Annotated in this window: 8 protein-coding genes; 2 read left to right on the top strand and 6 right to left on the bottom strand. The window is 71.8% G+C overall.

Translation table 11 applies throughout. From position 1 onward, the window contains the following. Both AX018_RS11100 and AX018_RS11085 read left to right on the top strand, forming a co-directional pair. The coding region (locus tag AX018_RS11100; protein WP_111877352.1) for an IS30 family transposase at positions 1 to 314 on the top strand (314 nt) is incomplete at its 5' end. A gap of 1,459 nt (positions 315 to 1,773) precedes the next feature. Next, positions 1,774 to 2,586, top strand: coding sequence for a class I SAM-dependent methyltransferase (locus tag AX018_RS11085; protein WP_111877344.1), 813 nt, complete (start codon positions 1,774 to 1,776; stop codon positions 2,584 to 2,586). A 223-nt stretch (positions 2,587 to 2,809) separates the two neighbouring features. Here AX018_RS11085 and AX018_RS11080 read toward each other — a convergent pair whose 3' ends face one another. The 6 genes from AX018_RS11080 to AX018_RS11055 are packed head-to-tail and all read right to left on the bottom strand — an operon-like array spanning position 2,810 to position 24,833. Continuing rightward, positions 2,810 to 5,794, bottom strand: coding sequence for a salicylate synthase (locus AX018_RS11080; RefSeq protein WP_111877343.1), 2,985 nt, complete (start codon positions 5,792 to 5,794; stop codon positions 2,810 to 2,812). 4 nt (positions 5,795 to 5,798) lie between these two features. After that, positions 5,799 to 6,575 carry a thioesterase II family protein gene (locus AX018_RS11075; protein WP_111877342.1) on the bottom strand — a complete coding sequence of 259 codons (777 nt, stop codon included), beginning with the start codon at positions 6,573 to 6,575 and terminating at the stop codon, positions 5,799 to 5,801. Beyond that, complete coding sequence (locus AX018_RS11070; RefSeq protein WP_111877341.1) at positions 6,572 to 7,708, bottom strand: Gfo/Idh/MocA family oxidoreductase; 1,137 nt, start codon at positions 7,706 to 7,708, stop codon at positions 6,572 to 6,574. The genes AX018_RS11075 and AX018_RS11070 overlap by 4 nt, the downstream gene beginning before the upstream one ends. After that, positions 7,705 to 17,364 (bottom strand): type I polyketide synthase, encoded by a 9,660-nt coding sequence (locus AX018_RS11065; RefSeq protein WP_111877340.1) that lies wholly within the window; start codon positions 17,362 to 17,364, stop codon positions 7,705 to 7,707. Before AX018_RS11065 ends, AX018_RS11070 begins: the two co-directional genes overlap by 4 nt. 9 nt (positions 17,365 to 17,373) lie before the next feature. Beyond that, positions 17,374 to 18,588, bottom strand: a complete 1,215-nt coding sequence (locus tag AX018_RS11060; RefSeq protein WP_111877339.1) for an MFS transporter — start codon at positions 18,586 to 18,588, stop codon at positions 17,374 to 17,376. Beyond that, positions 18,585 to 24,833, bottom strand: coding sequence for an amino acid adenylation domain-containing protein (locus AX018_RS11055; RefSeq protein ID WP_415842132.1), 6,249 nt, complete (start codon positions 24,831 to 24,833; stop codon positions 18,585 to 18,587). Before AX018_RS11055 ends, AX018_RS11060 begins: the two co-directional genes overlap by 4 nt. Positions 24,834 to 24,872 lie beyond the last annotated feature (39 nt).

Genomic DNA, 24,872 nt, shown 5'->3' with positions numbered 1-24,872 from the left:
AGACGCTGACATACGACCAAGGGCGCGAGATGGCGCGCCATCGCGAACTGGCGCGCGACACCAACATGCGCGTGTACTTCTGCGATCCGCACAGCCCCTGGCAGCGCGGCAGCTGCGAGAACACCAACGGACTGCTGCGCCAATTTCTGCCCAAGGGCACGGACCTGTCGGTCTACAGCCAAGACGAACTGGACTCCATTGCCGACCTGCTGAACAACCGGCCGCGCGCCACGCTCGACTGGCGCAGCCCCATTCAAGCTATGCGCGATCTCGTGCAAGGTATGGCTGAGCAACGCGACGCGACAATCCATTAATCGATCAGCAAATGCCGGATGTTGCATTTCGGTTTTGAGACCGCCCATTTTTCCAAGATGCCTTGCCCATTTTTTAGGCGGCTCCGGCCTGCCAATGACTGGATCGGCTCCTAGTCGGGAAGAATTTCACCTCGCCTGGGCGATGGATGCAGCAGAAACCGCCTTGCCGGCGCAATCCACCCTGCTTTACTGCGGACGGCATGGCTCGGCGGGCGGTGGCGGGCAGGTGGAGCTTCAACATCGGGATCGATAACCCCACAGCCGTCCCTCACAGGCCTGCGCCCACGCCCCTCGGCCCTGCGCCCGGTAAACATCCACCCAGGTGATGCCATGCCAAGCATCGTGTGGCGTCAAGCCATCCAGGTTCTGATGCGGACGGATTTCGTTGTAGGAGCTGGTGAATCCGGCCGGCCAGTGTCCTTGGCAGTCCTCCAGGCGTCAGGTGCATGGATCGCAGAACGGGCTTGAGCGTGCTGAAGAGCCGTTCAATCCGGCTGTTCTGCCATGGACATCCTAGCGCGCTGCGCTGGTGCCGAATGCCTATTAGGCCCAATGCAGTGCGCCAGAGCCGGCTGGTGAGCACGGCCTCGTTGTCGGTGCGGATGGCATGGGGTTTGCCATGGTGCCCGATAGCAATCAGCAGATGTCCGAGCAAGGTCCAGGTGCATTTGCCCGGCAGGGCCTGCAGCTGAACGTAGAGGCGCGAGCCATGATCCATGGCTGCCCAGGATGTTCACGCGGGTGTCGTCAGGCCCCGGCACGCTGCTCAGGTTTAATGCCCTAGGTGTGGTTGGGGCCACGGGCCAGGGCGCACGCCGTTGCACTGCCCGGCGCATCCCGGTCAGATGCTCGGCATGCTGCACACGGCATTGATAGACAAAGGTCTTGCCGATGGCGAGCCGGTGGCCGTGGAGTCGATTGAACACGTGGGCGATTTGGTGTCCGCTGGGGATGTGCAAGCTCAGGTGCAGGACTTGGCGCACGACCCATTCGGACTTGCGTCTGCCTTGGTGCGCAGGGTGCCACGCACGAAGCTTGAATAAAAACCCCGGGATGTCGCCGTATTCTTTGAATAGTTTGCTATAAAAAGAATAGTGATTTGCCACGCTGGCGCATAGACTCGAAGGTGGGCGGCGGAACGGTGGACTACACGTACGTGTACAACCGGGCGGGCGATCTCACGCACGAGGGCCGCGGGCCAGCGCATCCAGACCCGGGACAACACCCTGGGCCAGACGATGCGCTACGGCGATGATCTGCCGGCACCGCCGAAGGGCTTTCAGCCGGAGCGAAGCATTGATGGCCGATCAAGCGCATCAAATTCGATGATTTCAACCATAAAATGTAATGAGACGCATTATTATTAATGAGTGCGCTTGCTCATCACCCGATGTCCAATCGCGATGCCATCGCAGGCCGCCCGGGGGCGGCCTTTTTCAACCAGCCTGGAGACCTTCGGATGACCGATGCGTGCGTATTGACCGGTGTTCCGCAGACGATGCTGTGGACGCTCCACAACCGTGCTACCGAGGCCTTGCGTCCCAACGGCTGGCTGAGGGATGCCGAGGCTGTCCGCATCTATCGGTCCATTCCTTACGACTACGACCGGGACTTTGGTCCTCCCGATGCGTCGCATGCCACGCGCTCGGCGATGTTCGACGATGCGCTTCGGCCGTGGCTTGCGGCCCATCCCGGGGGGATGGTCGTCGAGCTGGGCAGCGGGCTGGAAACCCAGTTCCAGCGCTGCGACGACGGCCAGGTGCGCTGGCTGTGTGTGGATGTGCCGGAGGCCATCGCCGTGCGCGAGCGCTATCTGCCGGCCAGCGAGCGCTGCCGGCATCTGGGGCTGTCGGCGCTCGATCCCGCGTGGCTGGACGAGGTCGATCCGTCGCGCGGGATCTTCATCACCGCGCAGGGCCTGTTCATGTATTTCGAGGAAGCCGATGTGCGCCGCCTGGTGGCGCTCATCGCCGAACGCCTGCCCGGGGCAGAGCTGATGTTCGACGTGATTCCCCGCTGGTTTTCGCGCAAGACGCTGCAAGGCCTCAGCCGCACGCCGCATTACCAGGTTCCACCGATGCCCTGGGGCCTGGATCGCCATGAGATCGCGCCGTTGCTGCACAGCTGGAGTCCCCGCATCGCTCGGGTGGAGGAAGAGCCCTACCGGCGCTTTCGTACCTTCCCGGCTTGCCTGGCTCCCGTGATCGCGAAGCTGCCCTGGCTGGGGCGCTACGTTCCGAGCATCGTGCGCCTGGGAGTGGCGCAGCCGTAGGTTCCGCAAGGGGCATCGCGCCCGCAGGCGGCCGTTCGGCGGCGCGCATCCGGAACTCCCGCGCGCGGTGTTCCGGGGAGCGCAGGCTGAAGCCGCCGTGGTTGCGCGATCCTGGAGCCGCCGTTTTCGGCAGGGCTCCCGTGGCCGGATGGCCAGAGGGCGGTGCTCCCGGCAAGGGGGCACCGTGCAGCGCTCCCTGCCGGGCCGCAGGTCTTCGCGGCGATCAGGCCTGGAGGGGTTCAGGTTCCGCACGCTCGCCGGGCCCCGTCCGCAGGCGCAGGTGGCGCGACACCGATGCCAGTTTCTCGCAGGTTTCCGTCCACTCCCTGTCCGGCGTGGACGAGGGCACCAGCCCGGCGCCGGCCTGCAGCCAGCAGCGGTCGCCGTCGCGGTAGGCAGAGCGCAGCACCAGCGCGGCGTCCATCGCGCCGTCGCTGCCCACCAGCATGACGCAGCCGCTGTAGAGGCCGCGGGGTGCGCGCTCGTGGCGCCGGATGCTGTCCAGGGCCTCGCGCTTGGGGATGCCCGAGGCAGTCACCGCCGGGAACAGCTGCTCGAAAGCGCTCCAGGCATCGCGGCCCGGGGCCAACTGGCCGGCCACGCGGGAGGCGAGGTGCTGGACGCTGCCCCGCCGATAGACATCCATGAATTCGCTCACGCCCAGGGACTCGGGTGCGCAGATTTCGGCCATTTCGCGCAGGGCGAGTTTCACGGAGACGGCGTGTTCGGCGACTTCCTTGGCGTCCGCGAGCAGTTCGCGCTGGAGCCTTTCATCCTCGGCGGCGTCGCCGGACAGCGCGCGCGTGCCGGCCAGGGGCTGGGTGGAAACCCGGCCCAGGGCATCGATTTCCACCACGGTTTCCGGGCTGAAGCCATACGCTTCGAAATCGCCGTCGCGCAGCAGGAAGGAGCGCGCGGGGGTGTTGGATCGCCGGCCCGTGAGATAGCTCGACACCATGTCGAGGGCGGCCGGTGCTTCGGCGGTCCGCGAGAGGATGACCTTCTGGTAGGCGTGCGCCCGCATCTCGTCGACGGCGGCGGCAACGCGGTCCTTGTAGGCGTGCTCGGTGCCCGCGTCCCAGGCGATCTCGACGGGGGGGCCGATCTCCGGTCCACTGGCGGCATCCTGGGATTCCACCAGGGCCGCCATGCCGGCCAGATCGGCGGGATCCAGGGCGCGGACCAGGGCTTCTCCCTCCCGAAGAATGATTTCGCAACGGGGGATGGACAGCTTCAGGAGGCGCCGCGCTCCCCCGGTCGCATCAAGTCCGTGGATCAGGTGCGCCAGCTCGAAATCGGCGCGGCCGTATGCGCGCCAGCCTTCGAACGGGATGTCGGCGAGCGCCTGGGCGACGCCTGCACAGGGCGGAAGGCCTTGCCATGTGGCGCCGTCGCTGCGGCGGACCGTCCCGTCGGCTTCGACCACGACATCCAGGGCCGAGTCCAGACCGATGTGCCATTCGTTGCCGCGTTCGTACAGCGTGTAGTGCCGTGATGAAAGGCGGCTGGCCAGCCGGGCCGACAGCTCCAGCGGCGCGGTGGCCACCGCCAGGCGGCGTTCGGTGTAGCGCGCGGCGGCGGGGGCCTGGGAGGAGGGCGCACGACGTTCCTGGGCGATCGCGACCAGCCGCTGCTTGTCGATCTTGCCCACCGGGGTGAGCGGCCAATGGGTGACGGTCTCGAACTGGTCCGGCAGCTTGAAGGCGCTCAGCCCGCGCTCTCGCAGGGCCTGCCGCAGGCTGCCCGTGTCGATGGGGGCATCATCCCGGGGCTGCACGAAGGCGCAGATCCTCTCGCCCAGCAAGTCGTCCGGGGCGCCGACGACGGCCGCGGCGCGCACGCCCGGGAGCTGGCCAAGCGCGGCTTCCACCTCGGCCGCCGCGATCTTCTCGCCGCTGCGCTGGATCTGCTCCTTGAGGCGGCCTTCGACGATCAGGTTGCCGGCGGAGTCCCGGCGCACCAGGTCTCCCGTGCGGTAGTAGCCGTCGGCGGTGAAGCTGCGGGTGTTCTGATCGGGCGCGCGGTAGTAGCCGCGAATGGTGTAGGGGCCGCGGGTAAGCAACTGCCCGACCTCGCCGGGGGGAACGTCCTGGTCGTTCGCATCCACGATGCGTATTTCGTCCTGCGCAGACAGCGGGCGCCCCTGGGTGTGGACGATCGTGTCCTGCGGATCGTCCAGCCGGGTGTAGCAGAGCAGCCCTTCGGCCATGCCGAACACCTGCTGCAGCCGGCAGCCCAGGGCTTGCGGCAGGCGCCGGGCCAGCGTGGGCTCCAGCCGCGAGCCGCCGACCTGGACGAGGCGCAGGCTCGACAGATCGCTGTCTTCCCATTCGCGGGCCTGGACCCACAGCTGCGCCAGGGGCGGTACCAGCGCCAGGTGGGTGACGCGCTCGCGCTCGATCAGGGGCATGGCTTCGTCGCAGCTCGCCGTGCGGGACAGCACGACGGTGCCTCCCCGGGCCAGCGTGCCGAGCACGCCGGGGCAGGCCAGGGTGAAGTTGTGGGCGACCGGCAGCACGGCGAGATAGACGGTGTGTTCGTCCAGTCCGCACAGCTCGGCCGAGGCGCTGAAGTTGTAGGCGTAATCGGCATGGGTGCGTGGAATCAGCTTGGGCACGCCGGTCGTCCCCCCCGACAGCAGGAGCAGCGCGGTGTCGCCAGGCGAGGGGGCGGCCCATTCCCGGGGAGCGCCGTCCAGGCTTTCCAGGGAGCATGCATCGGGCAGGTGCGGGCCCGTCTCGCCATCGACGACCACGGTCCGCAGCGAGGGGTGCGCACGCACCATGTCCGCGGCCAGCGGCCGGTGGTCGAAGCCGTTGGCCTGGTTCGGCACGAAGTAGGCCACGGGCTCCGCGAGGCGGCAAAGGGCATCGATGTCGTGCGCGCGCTGGGTGGGCATGGCAAGCACGGGAACGGCGCCGAGGCGCAGCAGCGCGAAGCAGGCGGTGACGAAGCCGATGCCGTTGGGCAGTTGCACCATCGCGCGGTCGCCGCTGCGAAGCCCGCGCGCGTGCAGGCCTGCCGCCAGTCGGTCCACGCGGCGGTCCAGTTCGGCGAACGAGAGGCGGGTGTCTTCGTCCACCAGCGCGGTGCGCGCAGCATGCAGGTGCGCCCAGCGGCGCAGGCATTCGCCCAGCGGGGGATGTGGCTCGGCATGGCCTGAGGGCTGCAGATCGTCTTGGGGGATGTTGCGGGTGCGTGTGTCCATGGGTTCACCTGGCGTGGATGCTTGTGGCGAGTGATGCGAAACGGCGCGCGATGTGGCCCAGAAAGGCCCGTGGCCGCCGGGTGGCGTAGAAATGGTCTCCGGCGATGGCGACCGGACCTTCCGCGTCGCGCAGCCAGTGCGCCCATGCCGCGACCTCGCTGCGGTGGGCTTCCTCGTCGCTGCTTCCGTAAATGAGCAGCGCCGGGGTGCGCAGGCGCTGCCGGTCCGGCGAATCGGCGCGGCCGTAGTCTTCGGTGGCGCGGAAGTCGGCGCGCAGCATGGGCAGGAACAGGGCCAGCAGCGCCGGGTCGGACAGCAACTCCGGGCTGCAGCCGCCGATGTCCACGAGCTGGGTGAGGAAGGCGGTGTCGTCCAGGGGGCTGAGCAGCCGGCGTCCCCGCAGGTGGGGCGCATGGCAGCCGGACAGCACGAGGCCGGCCGGGTGTTCGCCGCGCCGCTCCAGGAGCGCACAGGCCTCGAACGCCACCTGGGCACCCATGCTGTGGCCGGCGAGGATGGCCTGGTCCGGCTCGATGCCAGCGGCGCTGAGTGCCTCGACCAGCTGGCGGGCCAGCGCCCCGATGTCCGTGGCGCAGGCCTCGCGCAGGCGGTGGTCGCGGCCGGGATAGATGGCCAGGGACACGTGCACTCCCGCATCCTCGATGCCGTGCCAGCTGCGGAATGCACCGCCGCTGCCGCCCGCGAACGGGCAGAGCACCACATGGAGCGCCGCCGGTTCGGGCACCGACACGATCGTGCGCAGCATGCTGCCTGGCGTCATGGCGCGGGTTCCGGTTCGAGGTGGCAGGGCTCGGCCAGCGCCTGCACGTCGAGGATGCGGGGCGGAGGCAGGCTGCGCTCGCGGGCCGCGCCCGCACAGCGCAGCGTCTGTTGCCACAGCCGGGCCAGGGCCTGCTGGTAGCCAGCCCGGAAGGCAGAGGGAACGGGGGCCCCGTCCAGATGCCGGTTCAGCATCTGCAGCACACGGCCCACGCCGGTCGGGCCGTCGACCTCCAGGGCATGGCGCCAGTCCGGAGGCGCGGGATGGACCAGGTGCGTGCCGGGGCGCGCGAACGGGTCGCCGCCGGCATCCTGGGCGCTGCGGTAGAGGCTCTGGTCGCTTTCGCGGTGGCGCGGGTCGTACAGCGCCGATGTCCACAGCACGGGGCCATGGCTGGCCTCCAGAGAAAGGTAGCCCGAGGGCCATCCCAGCGTGAGCTGGTGCATGGCCAGGCTGTGCAGATCGGGATCGCCCGGGTCCAGGTAGGTCTGCAGGCGCAGTGCCGCCCGGCATCCGCCCAGGTCCAGCCGCAGGAGCCGGAAGGCCCCGTCTTCGTCGGCCGTGGCTTCGACCGCGACTTCGTGCCCGGTGCCGTCCGTGCCGCAGGCCTGCAGCAGGAGGTCGAGCGACGAGTAGAGCAACTGCCGGCTCGTGGTCAGGTGCGCGAAGTGCGCCGCCTCGCCGCCGAGCAGTTGCCGCGCACGCCGTGCCCGCTCGATCCAGCATTGCCCGGCCGGTGCATGCGCGTAGTAGCTGTTGATCCAGTAGGCGCAGCCACGCTCGTCGGCCAGCCCCTGCAGGCGCTCGGCATCGTCCGGGTGCAGGGGGTGTTCCTGGATCACGTGCATCCCGCGCCGCAGGAACGCTTCGGCCAGCGCCGTTCCGCTGCCGCCCACCACCGTCGAGCGCACCACCACGCAGGCGATGTCGATGTCGTCCGGCACTTGGTCCACATGGGTGTAGAGCGGGATGCCGAAGGCGTGGGCCAATTGCTGCGCCCGCGGGCTGCCGGTCGCCAGCAGGCCTGCCAGCTCCAGCCCGGGCTGGGCCTGCAGGAAGGCGTTGAGGTACATCTCGCCGAACTTGGCGCCCGCGATGAGGACGCGCCGTTTTTTCGGGTCAGGGGAGTTCATGTGGTCCGTTCCTTGGTTCCGTTGTGGCGCTGCTGCCATTGGCGCATCAGCGCCGCGGCACGCCGGGCTGCGGTTTCGTCCATCACCAGTTGCCAGTGGTCGGCGTCGAGCGTGTGCCGCTCGGCCTCGGGCGCCCAGCGCGACCAGTCGTGCTCCGCGGGCGTCCAGTGCGCGGGGCGCTGCCCGGCGCTCAGCCACAGGCATGGCACGGGCAGGGGCTCCGGCGCGGGGTGGCGCGAGAGCATTTCCAGCAGGTGGGCGATGCGGTCGATCCAGCCGCGTGCCTGCGCCGGATCGGGGTCGGAGGCCAGCAGGCCGGCCGCCGCCGCATTGCGCGCGAAGCAGGCGACCTGCTCGTCCGGGGCGAGCCGTTCCAGGTCGTCCGGCAGCGGCACCTGGACCCGGCCGTTGGCGATCAGCCGAAGCAGCGCGGCGCGGTCGGCGAAGGCGAAGTCGCCGCGGCAGACCGGATCGATCAGCGACAGCTCGACCGGGGCGCCGTCCTGGTGCAGCAGGCGGGCCGTCTCGGCGGCGACGAAGGCGCCGTAGGACCAGCCGATCAGGGTGTAGGGCCCCTGGGGCCGCTGGCGCCGGATGGCCGCGGCATAGCCGGCGGCGAGGTCCTTCAGGCTCGCGGCTTTCAGGGCATCGGGGGCCTGCAGTCCGAAGACCTCGGTATCCAGGTGCCGGGCCAGGGGCAGGTAGGCGCCGAGCTCGCCGTCCGAGGCGTGGAATACGAAGGCGCACCCGGCCTTGCTCCCCCGGGCGATCGGGATCAGGACACTCGGGGCGTCCACCGCCTGCGGTGGTTCGAGCAGCGTGCAGAAACCCGCCAGGGTGGGGTGGGTGAACAGGCCCTGCAGGCTGGCGCCGCGCAGCCCTTGCCGGTGGAGCCGGGCGATCATCCGCGTGGCGATCAGGCTGTCGCCGCCGGACTGGAAGAAATCGGCGTCCCGCGGGACCGGCCGCGCGAGAAGCTCCTGCCAGACCGTGGCAACCTGGCGCTCCAGCGCGGCGCGGTCTGCAGTGCCGCCGCCCTGTCTTTCCTGGGCAGGCTGCGCGGGCGCCGCGGAGGTGGTGGCCGGCAGCGCCGCCGCCGGGGCCTCGGCGCTGTCGATCCGCTCGCACTGCCGCACGCGCACGGCGGGAAGGCGGTCGCCGAACCGTGCCCGCAGCGAGCGCTCGATGTCGCCGGTGTCGAGCCGGCCGACGCGCTCCGCGCGGGCCAGGATGAGGTGCTGGCGCAGCGGCGTGCGCTCTTCCCCGGGCCACGCCAGCTCCACGCCGAAGCCGGCCTGCTCCAGGGCCGAGCGCCACATCGGCAGGTCGAGCATCGGTTTGTCGTCCAGGATGCGGACGTCCTGGTAGCCGCCCAGGCTCTCGATGAAGCCCACGCTGGCCATCTGCAGGGCGCTGTCGCGCTCGGTGGCCTCGACCAGCAGCAGCCTGCCACCGGGCCTGAGCAGCATGCCGAGGCGGCGCAGCGACCGCGCCACGTGGCTCGCGTCGTGCATCACCTGCCCGGCGACGATCAGGTCGTAGCCCTGCCCGGGGTGGGCATCGAAGTCCACCGGGCGATTGATGTCGAGCAGGGCGTAATCGACCTCGGGCGCGTGGCCGAACTGCTTGCGCGCATCGTCGAGGAACAGCGTCGATACGTCCGTGAACCGGTAGTCCGCCAGGCGGCCCTGCAGTGCCGGGAGGACATGGCGGGTGGTCGCGCCGATGCCCGCTCCGACTTCCAGCACGCGCAGGTCCGACAGGCCCTCGCCCAGCGCGCCCGCGATCCGCGCGGCGTGCCGGTGGAGGCAGCGGGCCGCGGGGTTGTCGCTGTAGAAGGCGCGGGCGATGGCGTCGCCGTCGGCGAACATCAATTCCAGCGGAGAGCGGGTGCCGCTCAGCAGTGCGCCATGGTGGGCGATACAGTTGTCCAGATAGCGGGCGATGGTGCGGCACCAGTCCGCGTCCGGCAGCGGCTGCAGATCCGCCTTCTCCGTGAAGTCGCGCTCGCGCACGAAGACCCCGCCGTCTTCCCGCAGCCAGCCGCGCTCGCACAGCAGGCGCAGCCACTGGCGCACTAGGCGGCGGTATTGCGGAAGGGCCTGCAGCTGGGCATGGACTTCGTCGAGGCCGTGGCCCTGGCCGTTGCGCTCGAAGAGCGCATGGCCCCGCAGGGTGTCCACGATGCCGCGCACGGCGCGTGCTTCGAGCCATTGCCATGCGGCTTCGAGTTCGTCCTGCGGCGCGGCCTCCAGCGGCTCCAGCACGCCCGGATCGCACGGGGCCTGCCCGGGCGGCAGGCATTCCCGGTCGGCGGCCACCACCTTCACTTCCAGCGTGCGGCCGTCCGGCGCGGGCGTGGCCTCGGCCTGGAGGATGCCGGCCCGTTCGCGCAGCGCGTCTTCGATGTCGCGCAGGTCGATGCCGGCGCCCTGGGCATGCGCGGGCCAGGGGCGGCGCGTGAAGGTCTCCAGGCCGCCGTCTTCCCGCAGCTTCGCCAGGCCGGCCCGGCCCATCAACTCCGGCCGGGCCGCCACCGCGCCCAGCACCGCGCGGTAGTCCTCGAACATGGCCCGGGCCGCGCCGTCGTCCAGCACGTCGTCCATGCAGTACCAGCTGAACACCAGTTCACCATCGATCTCCATGACCTGGTGGTCGAGCCAGACCTGCGGCGTCTGCGTGAACACGTGCACCGGGTCGCCGAGCAGGCCGGTCATGGCCTGGTCGATGGCGAGGCCGTCCAGCGACATGCCGAGCATGCTGGTGAAAACCACTGGCATCAGGGGCTGCCGCTGCAGTCCCCGGCCCTTGCCGAGCTCCCGCATCAGCTCGACACCGTTGACCTGGCTGTGCGCGAGGCGTTGCCACAGGCGCTGCTGCGTGCGTTCGATGGACTCGCGCAGCGGGCAGGGGTTGCCGAGGTCGAAGTCGATCAGCAGCACCGAGGTGAAGTCGCCGATCAGCTGGCGCACCTGGGGATGGACCGGACGGCGGTCGAAGAAGGTGAGGTTGAGCGTGAAGTCGGGCTGCCGGGACCAGCGCTCCAGCGTGTGGGCGAAGAGCGTCAGCAGCGCCGCCGACGGCGTCACCCCCCAGGCCTGCCATTCCCGCTTGAGGCCGCTCCAGGCGGCCGGGTCCAGCCGGGCCTGGTAGGTGGTGAAGCGCGGCTGGGTGCGTGGCCGGTCGGCGGCCAGCGGCAGGCGCGGGGCGGGGGGCAACTCCGCGATCCGCTCCTGCCAGTAGTGCCAGGAGGCCAGCCACGTGTCCTCCTGGCGGCGTGCCTGCTCCGCCAGCACGTAGTCGCGGAACGTGATGGGCAGGGGCTCCAGATCCTGGCCGCGATAGGCGAGGGCCAGATCGTCCATCATGACCTTGAAGCTCTGGACGTCGAACATGAGGAGGTCCAGGTTCATGTGCAGCCGGTAGCGCTGGTCGTCGAGCTCGCTCGCGACGAGTTCGAAGAGGGGCCAGCGGTCGGCGGGCGGCACGCTGTAGGACATCGCCTGGCGCGTGTCCTCCAAGGCCTGCTGCTGTTGTCCGGCGGCAAGCGCCCGGAGGTCGCGGCGCGCGATCCGGTAGTCGGGCACCTGCGGGAGGATGCGCTGCTGGCCGTCCGGATCGACCACCATGCGCAGCATGTCGTGGCGCCGCACCAGTGCGTTCCACGCGCGCTCGAAGCGCCCGAGGTCGAAGGCCTCGTGCCGCTGGTCCCACTCGAAGAGCACGTGGCAGGCGACGCCGCCGTACTCGATCAGTGCGGTGCGGCCGAGCCAGTAGGCGTGCTGGATCGGCGTCAGCGGGAACGGCAGGTGTCGGCCGGCCGCGTCGTGGCCCAGCAGGGCCGGGGCCTGCCGCGCCGGCGTGCCGGGCGCGGATTCGCCTGCGAGCTCGGCGATCAGCCGACCCAGGCCGTTCACGGTGAGGTCGCGGTAGGCACGCCCGGCGTCAAGGCGCACGCCGAGCTGGCGCTGGATGTCGCTGCTGAGCTCCAGGAACAGCAGCGAATCGAGCCCGAGCTGCAGCAGATCGCGCCCGGGCGAGATCCGGGACGGATCGTCCAGCCGCAGCTGCGCGGCGATCCGCTCCGTGAGCCAGGCGGCCACGGCCTGGGCATCGTGGAGGTCTTTGGGGGGCGCAAGGGTTGGCGCGGTTGGTCGGGCGGGCGATGCTGGGGCTGCGGCCGCGGGCGCGCTGGTGCCGGTGGTGGGCGCCAGCAAGGCGCGCCGTTCGGCATCGAGCCGTTCCGGCAGGACGCGCATGGCGAGCCGGTAGGGCGCTCCGCGCATGGCGGCCTGCTCCAGGTGCCACAGACCCTCGGCGCTGGCGAGCAGGCCCATGCCGCCCGCCGCGAGCTGGTCCTGCAGCGCGGCATCGGCGGCGCGGCCGGTTTCGCCCCAGGCACCCCAGGCGATGGAGACGACCGTGGGCCGTGTGTCCGGGCCTTGCGCGAGGGCGAGGCCGTCCAGGTACGCGCTGGCGAGGGCATGCGCGCCCTGGCCGGCGGCGCCCAGCGCGGCGGCGGCCGACGAGTAGAGCAGCAGGTAGCGGCCCTGGTTCGCCTGCAGCCATGCCTGCAGCGTGCGCGCGGCCTGCGCCTTCACCGCGAGCACGGGCGCCATCCGGGCCCGGTCGAGGGAGGCCAGCGGGGCGTCGTGCAGCAGGCCCGCCGAATGGACGGCGCCGGCGATGCCGCCGTCGGCCTGCAGATCCTCCAGCGCCCGGGTGAGCTGCTCCGGATCACCGACGTCGCAAGGCACCCAGTGCAACCGGCAGCCATGCCGTTCGCTCACCATGCGCTGGAAGTCTGCCCCGTCCGCAGGCATGCGCGGCGCCAGCAGCGCGATGCGGCGCGCACCGTGGCTGGCGAGCCATTGCACGCTGAGCCGTCCCAGGCCGCCGAATGCGCCGGTCACGAGGTGCCAGCCGTTGTCCGGCAAGCCTCCGGGCGGCAGGGCGGGCGCGGCATGGGGCTGGGCGGCCAGTCGCGGCACCAGCGGCCGGCCGTCGCGCACGGCGATCCAGCGCTGGCTGGCGCTCGCGGCCGCAAGGCCGGGTAGCAGGGCGTCCCAGTCGGCCTCGGCGTCGAGATCCACCACGGCGATTTCGCGCGCGGGCTGTTCCGCGGCGGCCACGCGCAGCAGGCCCCAGGCCGCGTGGTGCACGGGATCGACGGCATCGCCGGCGCGGATCCGCCAGGCGGCCCGGGTGATGACCACGAGGGGCCCGTTGCCCGAGAGCGTCGCGAGCAGAGGGGCCGCAGCCGAGAGCGGGTCTCCTTCGCCGGCCTGCAGCACGAGCAGCGTCCGGGGCGCCTGCGGCACCAGCGCGATGCCCGCCGCGCGCAGTGCCCCAGCCAGTTCCGCCGATGCACCGTGCAGAGCGAATGCCTGCGCCATGGCCGGCGCTTTCGCCACCTCGGACCACTGCCATTCGTAATGGGTTCCAGGCGCCGGCATGGGCGCCGGCAGGTCCGGCGTGGCTTCCGAGGAGGCCAGGGCGAACCGCCATCCATCCGCGGCGTCGCAGGCTTCGATCGCGACGCGCGGGGCCGAGAACGCCGCCGCCTGCCACTGCAGCCGCACGAGGCCGAGCCGCTGCGGCACGGGGGGAATGCCGGCCGGCACGAGCGCATGGCCGCTGCCGTGGCGCGCCGACAGCTCCGCGCATGCGGCACGCACGCGCTCGCGCCAGCGCTCTTCCTGGCCCGCGCAATCGGACCAGTCCGCGAGGTAGCACCCATTGCCCGTGAGCGGCTGGCCGAGCGGACCGTCGCCGGCCTGCCAGGGCAGCGCGATCGCCGGCGCGTGCCCCGGTGCGGTCGCCAGCAGGATGTGCTCGCTGATGTCCGCGGCCGGCGTGCCGTCGTCGGGCAGCCAATCGATGCGCTCGAAGCCGGCGGCGAGGCACTGCTCCTTCCAGCGCGAGGTGGTCAGGAACAGCTCGCCGCCCCGGGCTTCCTCGTCGTGCAGCGGCGCGACCAGCGGGCCGAAAACGAAGTCGAACAGGCGCATCGGCCGGGTGATCTCGCGCATCAGCAGCCGGCCTCCCGGCTTCAGCAGCGGGTAGAGGTTCGCGAGCGTGCGCCCGACGTGCTGGGTGGCGTGGATCACGTTCGCGGCCACGATCAGGTCGTAGCCGCCCGCCTCGAAGCCCTGTGCCCGCGCATCCTTCTGCAGGTCGAGTTCGCGGTACGCCATGAAGCCGTACTCGGCGAACTTGCGTTCGGCGCGCCGGGTGAAGAGGGCCGAGATGTCGGTGAAGTCGTAACGCAGCGCGGGCTGGTCCGCCAGCTCCGGTAGCAGCCAGGCCGTCGTGCCTCCCGTGCCGCCGCCGACTTCGAGGACGCGGTAGGGCGCGTGCTGCCGGCGCTGTGCCTGGCGCTCACGCATCAGGCCCGCCACCGTGCCGGCGGCGATGCGGTTGAAGTAGCGCCCGAAGCTGAAGTCCTGGTAGAGCACCTCGACGCCGCCGGATGCGCCCTCGGGGAAGATGACCGCGACGGGTTCCACCTGCCCGCTCATCATGGCGTGCAGGTTCTCGCCGGCCCGCGCGACGGTTTCGGCGATCACGTCCAGGCCTTCGCAGCAGGAACGGAGTTCGTCGATGAGCGCGGCGCGCGATCCGTGCGGGATGTCGGCTGCGGCGGCATAGCGTTCGCCGTCGCGGCGGTAGTAGCCGTCCTCGGCGCAGGCGTTGAGCAGGCGCGTGAGCAACTGGCGATGGCGCGGCAGCAGGCGGCCGCCGCGCAGCACCTCCAGCACGGTCACGCCCTGCGCGATGCGTGGGCCCACGCAGCGCCGCACCAGCGCATCGACATCGATGGCATGCAGCTTCGTCACGCAGGCATAGAGCGCGTGCAGGCGCGGCAGGTCGAGTTCCGCGGCGGCCTGCGTGGCCACCTGCCGGCCCGCGTCCAGCGCGCCGGCGGAGGCTGCAGGGGAGGGGGTGGCAGGGGCCGGCTCCGCCTCGCGCCAGTAGCGGTCGGTGTCGAACGCGTAGAGCGGCGCCGGGATCTTGCGGCCCCGCGTTGGCAGCAGGGATTTCCACGGCAGTCCGACCCCGGCCGAATACAGCTGCAGCAGCGCCTGTTCCAGCTGGGGCGCTGCGGGCTGGTGGCGCCGCGCGCTGGCGATCCAGGTGGCCGTGTGCGGTGCTTCGCGGGTGCCGATGCCGGTCAGCGGCGCGTCGGGACCGAGTTCCAGGAAGACATCCGCGCCCTGCGCGATCGCCGTCCGCAGGGCCTGGATGAAGCGCACCGGCTCGCGCAGGTGGCGGCGCCAGTAGTCGGGTGCGTTGAGCCCCTGCGCATCGACGGGCTCGCCCGTCAGTGTGGAGATCAGGGGCAGGCGCGCGGGCGCGGCCCGCAGGGTGGCCGCCTCGCGCTGGAACTCTTCGAGGATGGGGTCGAGCCTGCGCGAATGGGCCGCGCCCGCGACGGACAGGCGGTTGCAGCGGATGTCGCGTTCGCCCAGGGCCGCGGCCAGCGCTTCGATGGCGTCGCGCTCGCCGGAGAACACCAGGTGGCGCTCGCCGTTCCAGGCGGCCAGGTCGAGGCCGAGCGGCTCCGCGATCGGCAGGAGGGTGGCTTCGTCGGCGAAGGCGGAGAGCATGTTGCCGCCGCTGCAGCGCTCCATCAGCGCGCCGCGCAGGCACACCAGGCGCATCACTTCTTCGGCCCCGTAATGGCCCGCCACCACCGCGGCGGCGAATTCGCCCACCGAATGGCCCAGCACCACGTCGGGCCGCAGTCCCAGGGATTCCCAGTGCGCGGCCATGGCGAGTTCGAAGGCGACGATCGCGGGCTGGGCGTATTCCATCCGGTCGAGCAGTTCGCCGTGCTCGCCGAGCAGGGCGTCGCGCAGGGAGGGCGTGAGCGGCCGGCTGCCGGCCTCGCAGGCGGCGAGGCACACGTCCAGGCGCGCCGCGAAGGCGGGGGACTGCCGGTACAGCGTGCGGCCCATGCCGGGCCACTGCGATCCGTGGCCGGTGAACAGCCATGCCTGCCGGCCGGGTTCGCCGTCGCCGCGGTGCACCAGCACGTCGTCCTCGCCGGCGGCGCAGGCCGCCAGGGCGGCGGTGGTTTCCTCGCAGAGCGGGGTGGCCAGCCGGAAGGGCAGGTCCAGGTGCCGGCCGTGCAGCGCCGTGTGGGCCAGATCCTTCGGCCGCGATGCCTGCAGCGCCTGCGCATAGGCCCCGGCCAGGCGCCGCAGGGCGCCTTCGCTGGACGCGCTGAGCAGCAGGGCCCCCGCCGGCGGGGCCACGGGTTCGCCCGGTGCGGGTTCGGTATTTGCCGCGCGCAGTTCATCCGGCAGGGAGGCGACGATCATGTGGCAGTTGGTGCCGCCGATACCGAACGACGAAACCCCGGCCCGGCGGATGGGTGCCGTCCAGGGCTGGGCCTGCGCGGGCACGTGGAACGGGCTGTCATCCAGCCGCAGCGCCGGATTGGGGTGGCGGAAGTGCAGGCTCGGCGGAATCGTCGCCCGCTCCACCGCCAGGGCGGCCTTGAGCAGGCTGGCGATGCCGGCGGCGGTGTCCAGATGGCCCAGGTTGCTCTTGACCGACCCCAGCGCGCACGGCGGCCCGTCGGCGCGCCGGTGGAAGACGGAGCGCAGCGCCTCCACCTCGATCGGGTCGCCGAGCGGGGTGGCGGTGCCGTGGGCTTCGATCAGGCCGATCTGGTGGCTCTCCACGCCCGCGAGCGACATGGCCTCGCGGATCACCTCGCTCTGGCCGGCGACCGAAGGCGCGGTGTAGCCGACCTTGCGCCCGCCATCGTTGTTGATGGCGCTGCCGAGCACGACGGCGACGATGGGGTCCCCGTCGCGCAGCGCGTCGGCCAGGCGGCGCAGCACCACCGCCCCGGCTCCGTTGCCCCCGAAGGTGCCCTGGGCCTCAGCATCGAACGGGCGGCAGAGGCCGTCGGGGGAGAAGATCATGCCCGGCTGGTGGAGGTAGCCGGCGTTCTGGGGGAAGGACACCGCCACGCCGCCGGCCACCGCCATGTCGCATTCGCCGGCGCGCAGGCTCTCGCAGGCCATGTGCACCGCGACCAGCGAGCTGGAGCAGGCCGTCTGCACGGAGAGCGCCGGGCCGCGCAGGTTCAGCTTGTAGGCCGCGCGCGTCGCCACGTAGTCCTTGTCGTTGCCCATCAGCGACTGCAGGCCCTTCACCTGGGCCACTTCGGCGATGCGCAGCGGTTCCTTGCCGGGATAGGTGCTGACCCGGGCGGAGCCGAACACGCCGGTCTTGTGGGGCACGTCGCGCGGCGCATAGCCGGCATGCTCCAGGGCGTGCCACGCAATTTGCAGGAACAGCCGCTGCTGGGGGTCGATCGATTCCGCTTCCTGCCGCGAGTAGCCGAACAGCGCGGCATCGAAGGCATCGGCATCGCGCACCACGCTGCCGATGCCGACGAAGTTCGGCGCATCGACGGTGGAGGGCGGCAGGCCGGCGTCGATCAGCTCCTGCCGCGAGAAGCGGCGGCTGCATTGATGCCCGTCCACGAGGTTGCGCCAGAAGGCCTCGCTGTCATCGGATTCGGCGAAGCGGCTGGCGTGGCCGATCACGGCGACCGGGTCGCAGTCGGGATAGTGGCGGGCCACGAGGGCCTGGAAGTCGGGTTGCACGCTGGCGGAGGGAAGGGCATCGTCCATGGGAGGTCTTCAAGCGGGATTCGGAGAGGCCGCGGGCTCCGTCGGGGCGCGGCGGGAGAGGCGGTGGCGCAGCCGGCTGGCGGGCCACAGGCACAGGAGGGCGACGGCGGCGAGCAGGGTCAGGGCCGTCTGGTAGCCGGCGTGGTGCGCGATGCGCAGGGTGCCCATGGAGGCCAAGATGGCGACGGCCATGTCCACGGACTGGAACAGCGCATAGTCGGAAGCGGGCTGGTGCGGCTGCACCAGTCCCATCAGCACGTTGTAGAGCATCACGAAGCCGATGGCGGCGGCCACGTTGACCAGGCCGAACACCGCCAGCCAGGCATGCAGGCCGAAGTGGGAATACCCCAGCGCGATCAGGCAGGCCAGGGCAGCGTGCAGCGCCATCACCGGCAGCAGGCCGCGCCATGCGCCGGCGCGCCGCGCGAACCACCCGCCGAGCACGACGCCGAGGCCGCTCGCCACCGTGCTGAACAGCGTGATCGCCTGCCCCAGCTCGACCAGGCTCAGGCCCTGGTCGGCGAGCAGCACGGTCTGCAGGGCCATGAGGCCGCGCATGGCAAGGTAGTAGATGGCCGTCAGCGCGAGCGCCGGCCACAGCGCGCGCAGGCTGGCGGGGTTGAACCGGGGCCGTGCCTGGGCCGGGGCCTTGCCGACCGGCATCGGTTGCCGCGCCAGGACCACCGGAACCGCCAGCAGCAGCGACAGCGCCGCCATGCACAGGAAGCCCGCTTGCCAGCCGGCATGCTGGGCCACGGCCAGGAAGGCGAAGACGCCGAGCGGAATGCCCAGGTAACTGCCGCCGACCTGGGTGGCGTTGGCAATGGGGCGGCTGCGCTCGTCGGTCGTGCAGATGACGATGCCGTTGGCGTAGATGCCGTGGCTGGCCGACAGCAGCGTCAGCAGCATGAGCGCGGGCACGACCAGGGCCGTGGACCGCGTGGGGTCGATCAGCGCGATGCCTGCCAGCAGCGCGGCCATGCCGATCTGCAGCAGCACGAGGCTGCCGAGGAAGCGGTTGCCGGCCAGCGGCAGCGCATGCCGCTCGCACCAGGGCGCCCACAGGAACTTGCCGACCCACGGCAGCATGGCCAGCGACAGCCAGCTCAGCTGCGCGAGATCCAGCCCCGCATGGCGGTAGTAGCCGACCACGCCCTGCATGACCAGGGCCGTGAGCATGCCCTGGTGGAGGTAGTAGCACCCGTAGGGAACGTAGCGTTTCACGACGTGCCTCCGCGGCGGCGCTCCGCGCGGGCCTTGCGCTGGTCCAGCAGGGTCCGCCGCTCCGGTTCCGGCGATGCGTGCGCCGGCGTGGCCGGGCCCCGGGCCAGCGCTCCCAGGTGTGCCGCCAGCGCGTGGGGCGTGGCATGCGCGAAGAGGTCGGTGACCGCGAGGCCGCCGTGTCCGGCCTGCCGCAGCTGGATGTGCAGTTGCACGAGCTGCAGCGAGGACGCTCCGGCTTCGAAGAAGGTTTGCCGGGCCGCGATTGGCAGGCCGGTGGCGCGGCGGAAATGGTCGCGCAGCGCGTCCACCAGGGCCGCATCGGCCGGGAGCGCTTCCGCCGCAACCGGGGCGACCACGGCGGGCGGCACGCGGGAGACGGTGCCGGCGCTGGTCCGTGGCACGAGGGTGTCGAGCGCGAGATCCCAGGCCGCCGGATCGCTGGCGAGGCGGCGCAGCAGCGCCGTGTACTGGCCGAACATGGCCGAGAGCTGCCCGGGGTCGAAGAGCGCCTCCACCGCGTCCCAGTTGAAGCGCAGCTCGCCTTCGGATTCATAGACCTGGTGGTCCAGCCAGACCTGGGGCGTCTGCGAGATGCCCCAGAGCGGCTTCATCGCGGAGGCATGCGCGAGGAAGCGGTCGCTCTCGAAGCCGATCGCGCTGGTGAACACCACGGGCATGGCGGCCGCCGGCTGGCCGCGCCGCAGCGCCAGGTCCCGCATGACGCGGATGGCGGAGACGTCGCGATGCGCCAGGTCCTGCCGCAGGCGCTGCTGGAGCCGCTGGGCGCTGGCGCGCCAGTCCGCGGCGGGCTGCCAGGCCAGCAGCAGCAGGGAAGTGAAGTCTCCCAGCACCTGCTCGATCTGGGGGTGCACTGGGCGCCGGTCGAACAGCGTGAGGTTCACGCACAGGTCCCTGCGCGCGCTCCACGCGGACAGGACCGCGGCGTAGGCCGACAGCAGCAGTGCCGAGGGTGTCAGGCCCGCCTCGCCGGCCCGCGCCTTGAGCGAGAGCCAGTCCCGGGCGCCGAGGCTGTCGGACAGGCGCACGAAGCGCGGCACGCCGATCTCGGCCGGATCACGGAGCAGCGGCAACTGCGGCGCGGGCGGCAGGCTGTCCAGCCGCCGCTGCCAGTACGCCAGCGAGGCCTCGCCGGGGCCGGGGCTGGCGACGTGGGCGAGGTAGTCGCGGAAGCCGATCTCCAGCGGCGGCAGGGGGCTGCCGGGTTGGAGATAGCACTGCTCCAGCTCGGCCTGCAGGATCTGCATGCTCAGCCCGTCGAGCATCAGGTTGTCGAGGCAGACGAACAGGCGGCTGTGGCCGCTGCCGTCCTCGGCCGCCTGCACGTCGAAGACGGGCCAGCGCGAGGGATCGAGCACCTGGCGGGACAGCCGCTCGCGCAGCGCATCGGTATCCGCGTGGTCGAGGCGCGGGACGCGGTGCCGCCGCAGCGAGAACGGCGGCACGTCGGCCAGCACCTGCTGCCGGCCGTCGCGCACCACGGCGCGCAGCATGTCGTGCCGCGCGATCAGGCGGTTCCAGGCGGCCTCGAAGCGGGGGACGTCCAGATCCGCGACCTCGAATTCGATGAAGAATTGCGAGCCCACGCCGCCGAGCGGGAAGCCCGGCTGGCGCCCCACGAGGTAGGCCTGCTGCACGTCGGTGAGCGCGAACGGCGCGTGGCGCGACGCGGGGTCGGGCCGCAGGAGGTCGGCCCCGCCGTCTGCGTGGGGGCGCAGCGTGGCCGCGAAGGCCGCGAGCGTCGGGTAGTCGAACAGATCGCCCAGGCGGGCCTCGAAGCCGGCCCGGTCCAGTCCGCCCATCAGGCGGGTCGCGAGCAGGCTGTCGCCGCCGAGCTGGAAGAAGTGGCTGTGCCGGTGCACGGAGGGCGCACGCAGCATCTCGCGCCACAGCGCCGCGACGGCGGTCTCGGCATCGCCGCTGGGGGGCTCCTGCCCGGCATCCGTGGCCTGCGCCGGCTGGCAGCGCGCGGCGAGGGCCTTGTGGTCGATCTTGCCGTTGGCGGTGAGCGGCAGCGCGTCCAGGAACACCAGCCGCTGGGGGACCATGTAGGGGGGTAATTGCGCCGCCAGCGCCGCCGCGAGTTTGCGCGGGTCGGGCTGCCGGACCTCGGCGGGCGCGCGCAGCACGAAGCGCTGCTGGTCGCCCGCCGGATCGGCCCGTTCGCAGCGCAGGCCGCGCTCCAGGAATGCGGCCTGCCAGCCCTCGGCATCGCGCAAATGGCTGCCGAGGCCTTCCCCGTCCTGCGACAGCAGGTCGGCGCTGACCAGGGCCAGGCAGGACGCGCCGCGCAGCTCCAGCACATGGATCAGCGCGGACGGCGCGGCCAGCGCGGTGAGGGCATCGAGCGCATCGCCGCCGAGCCGGTGCAGGGCGTTGGCCGCCCAGACCACGTCGGCCTGGTGGGCCAGGTCCGCCTGCGATGCGCCATCCCAGCGCCGCACGCTCGCATGGGGAGAGGCGGCGAGCCGGCCGGAGGCGCGCAGCACCATGTCCTGCGAGGCATCGAGCGCGGTGTAGGCCAACTGGTCCGCGCCCAGGCGGCGCAGCAGCATTTCGCCGGCGAGGCCTCCGCGGGCCCCGATCTCGACGGTGCGCACGGGGCGGCCCAGCGCGCGCGACAGCGCGGCCAGCGCATCGGCCAGCGCGTCGATCGCGGCCACCGTGCCCCGGCTTTGCAGTAGCAGCCGCTCGGGTGCCCAGAACGGGTGGTCGAGCAGCGTGAAGGCCGGCCGCTGCTCCCGGAGGATGAGGGCGAGGGCCTCGTGGTGCGTGAGCAGGGCGTCCGCCGTGGCGCAGAGCGGGTCTCCATCCGAGGGTTGCCAGGGCGCTTCGCCGTGGCGCGGCCCGTGGACGAAGCCCCGGCCCTGCGGATCGGCGGCGAGGCGCTCCCGGCGCACCAGCAGCTCCAGCCAGCGCTGCAGCAGTCCCCGCCAGCGCGGCGCCGCACCATAGCGCCGCAGGGCCTCATCAGCATCGGTCGGCGTGGCGAAATCCAGGCCCTGCCGCCGCAGATGGTCGTGCAGGAAGTCGGCGACGAGGCGTTCGATGTCCGGTTCGCGGTCCGCCTCCTCTGCCACTGGAGCGAAGAGGCCGCCGTAGTGGCCGGGCAGCGCGGCGTCGGCGTGCCGGACCGAGCCGAGCGCATCGCCCTGCGCCACGACGAAGGCGGCCAGCGATTTCTCGCGGTCGCCCAGGGCCAGTGCGACCGCGCTCTTCACGCCGTCGATGCGGTGCAGGGCCGTCTCGATCTCTCCCAGCTCGATGCGGTGCCCGCCGATCTTCACCTGCTTGTCGCGGCGGCCGAGGAATTCCAGGGTGCCGTCGGGCCAGTAGCAGCCCATGTCGCCGGTGCGGTACCAGCGCCCGCCCTCCGCCTGGACGAACTGCCGCGCGGTGCGCTCGGGGTCGTTGAAATAGCCCAGCGCGACGCCTTCGCCGCCGATCCAGAGTTCGCCGGCGACCCAGTCGGGGCAGTCGCGGCCTTGTTCATCGACGACGCGGTAGCTCTGGTTGGCGAGCGGGTATCCGTAGGGGATCGAGCGCCAGTGCGGCGCCACGTCCTGCACGTCGAAGGCGTTCGACCAGATCGAGGCCTCGGTCGCGCCGCCCATGGCGATGAACTGGCCGTCCGGGCGGAAGGCCCGGTAGCGGCACGGCAGGTCGAGCCCGATCCAGTCGCCCGAGAGCATCGCCATGCGCAGCCCGCGGGGCGCGTTCAGGTCGAGGCCTTCGCTGTAGGTGAGCAGCATGTCGAAGAGCGCCGGCACGGTGTTCCAGACCGTGATGCCGTGGGCTGCGATCAGATCGCACCACACGGAGGGATCGCGGCGCTGGGCCTCGTCCACGAGGACCAGGGCGCCGCCGGCGGCGAGCAGGCCGAAGATGTCGAAGACGGAGAGGTCGAAATGCAGCGCCGACAGCGCCAGCACGCGGTCGCCGGGCCCGATGCGGTAGCGCTGGTTCAGGTCGGCGCAGGTGTTGAGCGCGCCCCGGTGGGAGATGGTCACGCCCTTGGGCGCGCCCGTCGATCCCGAGGTGTAGATGACGTAGGCGGGCTGGCCCGGGTCCACGTCGGCGGGGGCGGACATCGCCGCGTGCAGGATGGCGTCCTGCCAGCAGAGATGGGGCGGATCGGTGTCGTCCGCGTGGGCGCCTTCCGCTGCGCCGCGCGCCGCGTCCTCGCGGCAGACCAGCACCACGGCGACGCCGGCGTCGCGGTGGATCTTGCGGCGGCGTTCGGCGGGCTGGTCGAGCGCGACGGGCACATAGACCGCGCCGGCATGCAGCACGCCCAGCGCCGCGACCACCTGGCCGATGCCCTTGGACATGGCGATCGCCACCGTGTCGCCGGGGCGCACGCCGCGCGCCGCGAGTGCGCCGGCGCAGCGCCGCGCCTGGTCCGCCAGCTCGGCGTGGGTCAGCGAGCGCGCGCCGTGGACGAGTGCGAGGGCTCCGGGGTTGCGCCCGGCGGCGGCGAACGCGCCGTGGTGCAGCAGCCCGGGCGGCACGGGCCGCGCCGTATCGTTGGCGCGCGAGCGCGCGTCCCGCTGCGAGGCCGGCATCGGGTCGGGCAGGGGGGCGCTCCAGGCGCCCGCGTCGTCCACGAGCCGGCGGACCTGCGCGGCGTAGGCGCCGAACAGCGCATCGACGAGGCCCTCGGGAAAGAGCTGGTCGTTGCTGTCCCATTGCAGGTACACGGACCCGTCGTGCTCGAAGGCCAGGTGATCGATCCAGACCTGGGGCGTCTGGGAGATGCCCCAGCCGGGACGGCCCAGGACCGTGCCCGTGCCGTCGCCGTACAGCGGGCGGCCGAGGTTGCTGGTGAACACCACCGGCGCGCCGTGGGGGTGGGTCTGCGCCTTGCGCAGCTCGCGCAGCAGCTCCACGCCGGACCAGTGGCGGTGCTCGTAGGCGTCGGCGAAGGTGTCCTGGTTGCTGCGCGCGAGCGCGTCGAACGGCGCGCCCTCGCAGCGGAGGTCCAGCAGCAGGACGTTGGTGAAGTCCGCGATCATGCGCTCGACGGACGGGTGCAGCGGCTGGCGGTCGAACAGGGTGAGGTTGAGCAAGAGGCGCGGCTGGCTGCTCCAGCGCGCCAGCACGGCGCCGAAGCAGGTGGCCAGCGCCATGGTGGGCGTGACGCCGCTCGCGCCGGCATGGGCCTTGAAGCGCTCCCAGTCGGCGGCATTCAGTTCGGCGCGGCGCCGGTGGATGCGCACGGCGTCGATGCGCTCCGGCTCGCACGCCAGCGGCAGGGCCGGTGCGCGGGGAAGCGTTTCCAGCCGGTCGAGCCAGTGGCGCTGCGCCCGCTCGCGCGCGGTGCCGCTCTCGTGGTGCAGTTGCGCGAGGTAGCTGCGGAAGTCGTAGCCGGGATCGGTCGCGGGGAGGGCGTCCGCGTTGAGCAGGGCCGCCAGCTCCTCGAAAACCAGCGTGAAGCTGGCCGCGTCGAGCACGAGCAGATCGATGTTGACGTGCAGGCGATGCCGCCCCCCGGGCAGCAGCGAGAGCTGGAAGTCGATGGTTTCGCCGCGCTCCACGGCCAGCACCCGGTGGCCGAGCCGCTCGCGCAGGCCCTGCAGGCGGGCTTCCAGCGCGCTGTCGTCCAGCATCCGCAGGTCGTGGATGGCGAGGCCCGGCCATGGGGTGTGTTCTCCATACTGCTGCAGGCCGTCGCCGCGGAAGACCACGCGCAGCATCGGGTGGCGCCGTATCAGGGCCTGCACCGCTGACTCCAGCGCTTCGGTGGAGAGCCCCGTGCCGTCGAACTCCTGGTAGAGGTGGCAGCCGACGCCGCCCAGCGTCTGCTGCGGCGAGCGGCCGACCAGGTAGGCGTGCTGCACGGGGGTGAGTTCGAAGGCCTCGCCATCCCGCATCACCGGCCACGTGGGTGGCGCGGGCGGCGCAGCCGGCCGCTCGGGGGCGGCCGTGGTGGCCGGGGTTGCGGGCTGCAGCAGGCGGCTCCATCCGGCCAGCGTGGGGTTGCCGTACAGGTCTCGCAGCGTCACCTTGTGGCCGCGCTTGCGCAGCCGGTTCAGCCAGGCCATCAGGTGCATGGAGTCCATTCCCAGCTGCAGCAGGCTGGCGTGTTCGTCCAGCTGCGTGGCGGGGATGTCCAGGCCGGCCGCGAGTTCGTCGCGCAGGGCCGCGTCGATCGCCAGGCCCGCGCCGGGCGCGGTGGGGCGTGCGAGGTCTTCGCGGGGGATGTCCAGATCGGTTGCAGGTATCACTTGAGAGGCCGTGTGGTGGTGCCCGTGCCGGCACGGGCG

This window comes from Paracidovorax anthurii (assembly GCF_003269065.1).
Lineage (GTDB): Bacteria > Pseudomonadota > Gammaproteobacteria > Burkholderiales > Burkholderiaceae_C > Paracidovorax > Paracidovorax anthurii.
Note: the sequence above shows the minus strand (reverse complement) of the source record. Positions and strands in the feature narration are given on the sequence as shown.

Bases quoted from the DNA above. Each gene is read 5' to 3' on its own strand.
- AX018_RS11070 (WP_111877341.1), bottom strand. From the start codon at position 7,708: ATGAACTCCCCTGACCCGAAAAAACGGCGCGTCCTCATCGCGGGCGCC.
- AX018_RS11080 (WP_111877343.1), bottom strand. From the start codon at position 5,794: ATGGACACACGCACCCGCAACATCCCCCAAGACGATCTGCAGCCCTCA.
- AX018_RS11075 (WP_111877342.1), bottom strand. From the start codon at position 6,575: ATGACGCCAGGCAGCATGCTGCGCACGATCGTGTCGGTGCCCGAACCG.
- AX018_RS11085 (WP_111877344.1), top strand. From the start codon at position 1,774: ATGACCGATGCGTGCGTATTGACCGGTGTTCCGCAGACGATGCTGTGG.
- AX018_RS11065 (WP_111877340.1), bottom strand. From the start codon at position 17,364: ATGGACGATGCCCTTCCCTCCGCCAGCGTGCAACCCGACTTCCAGGCC.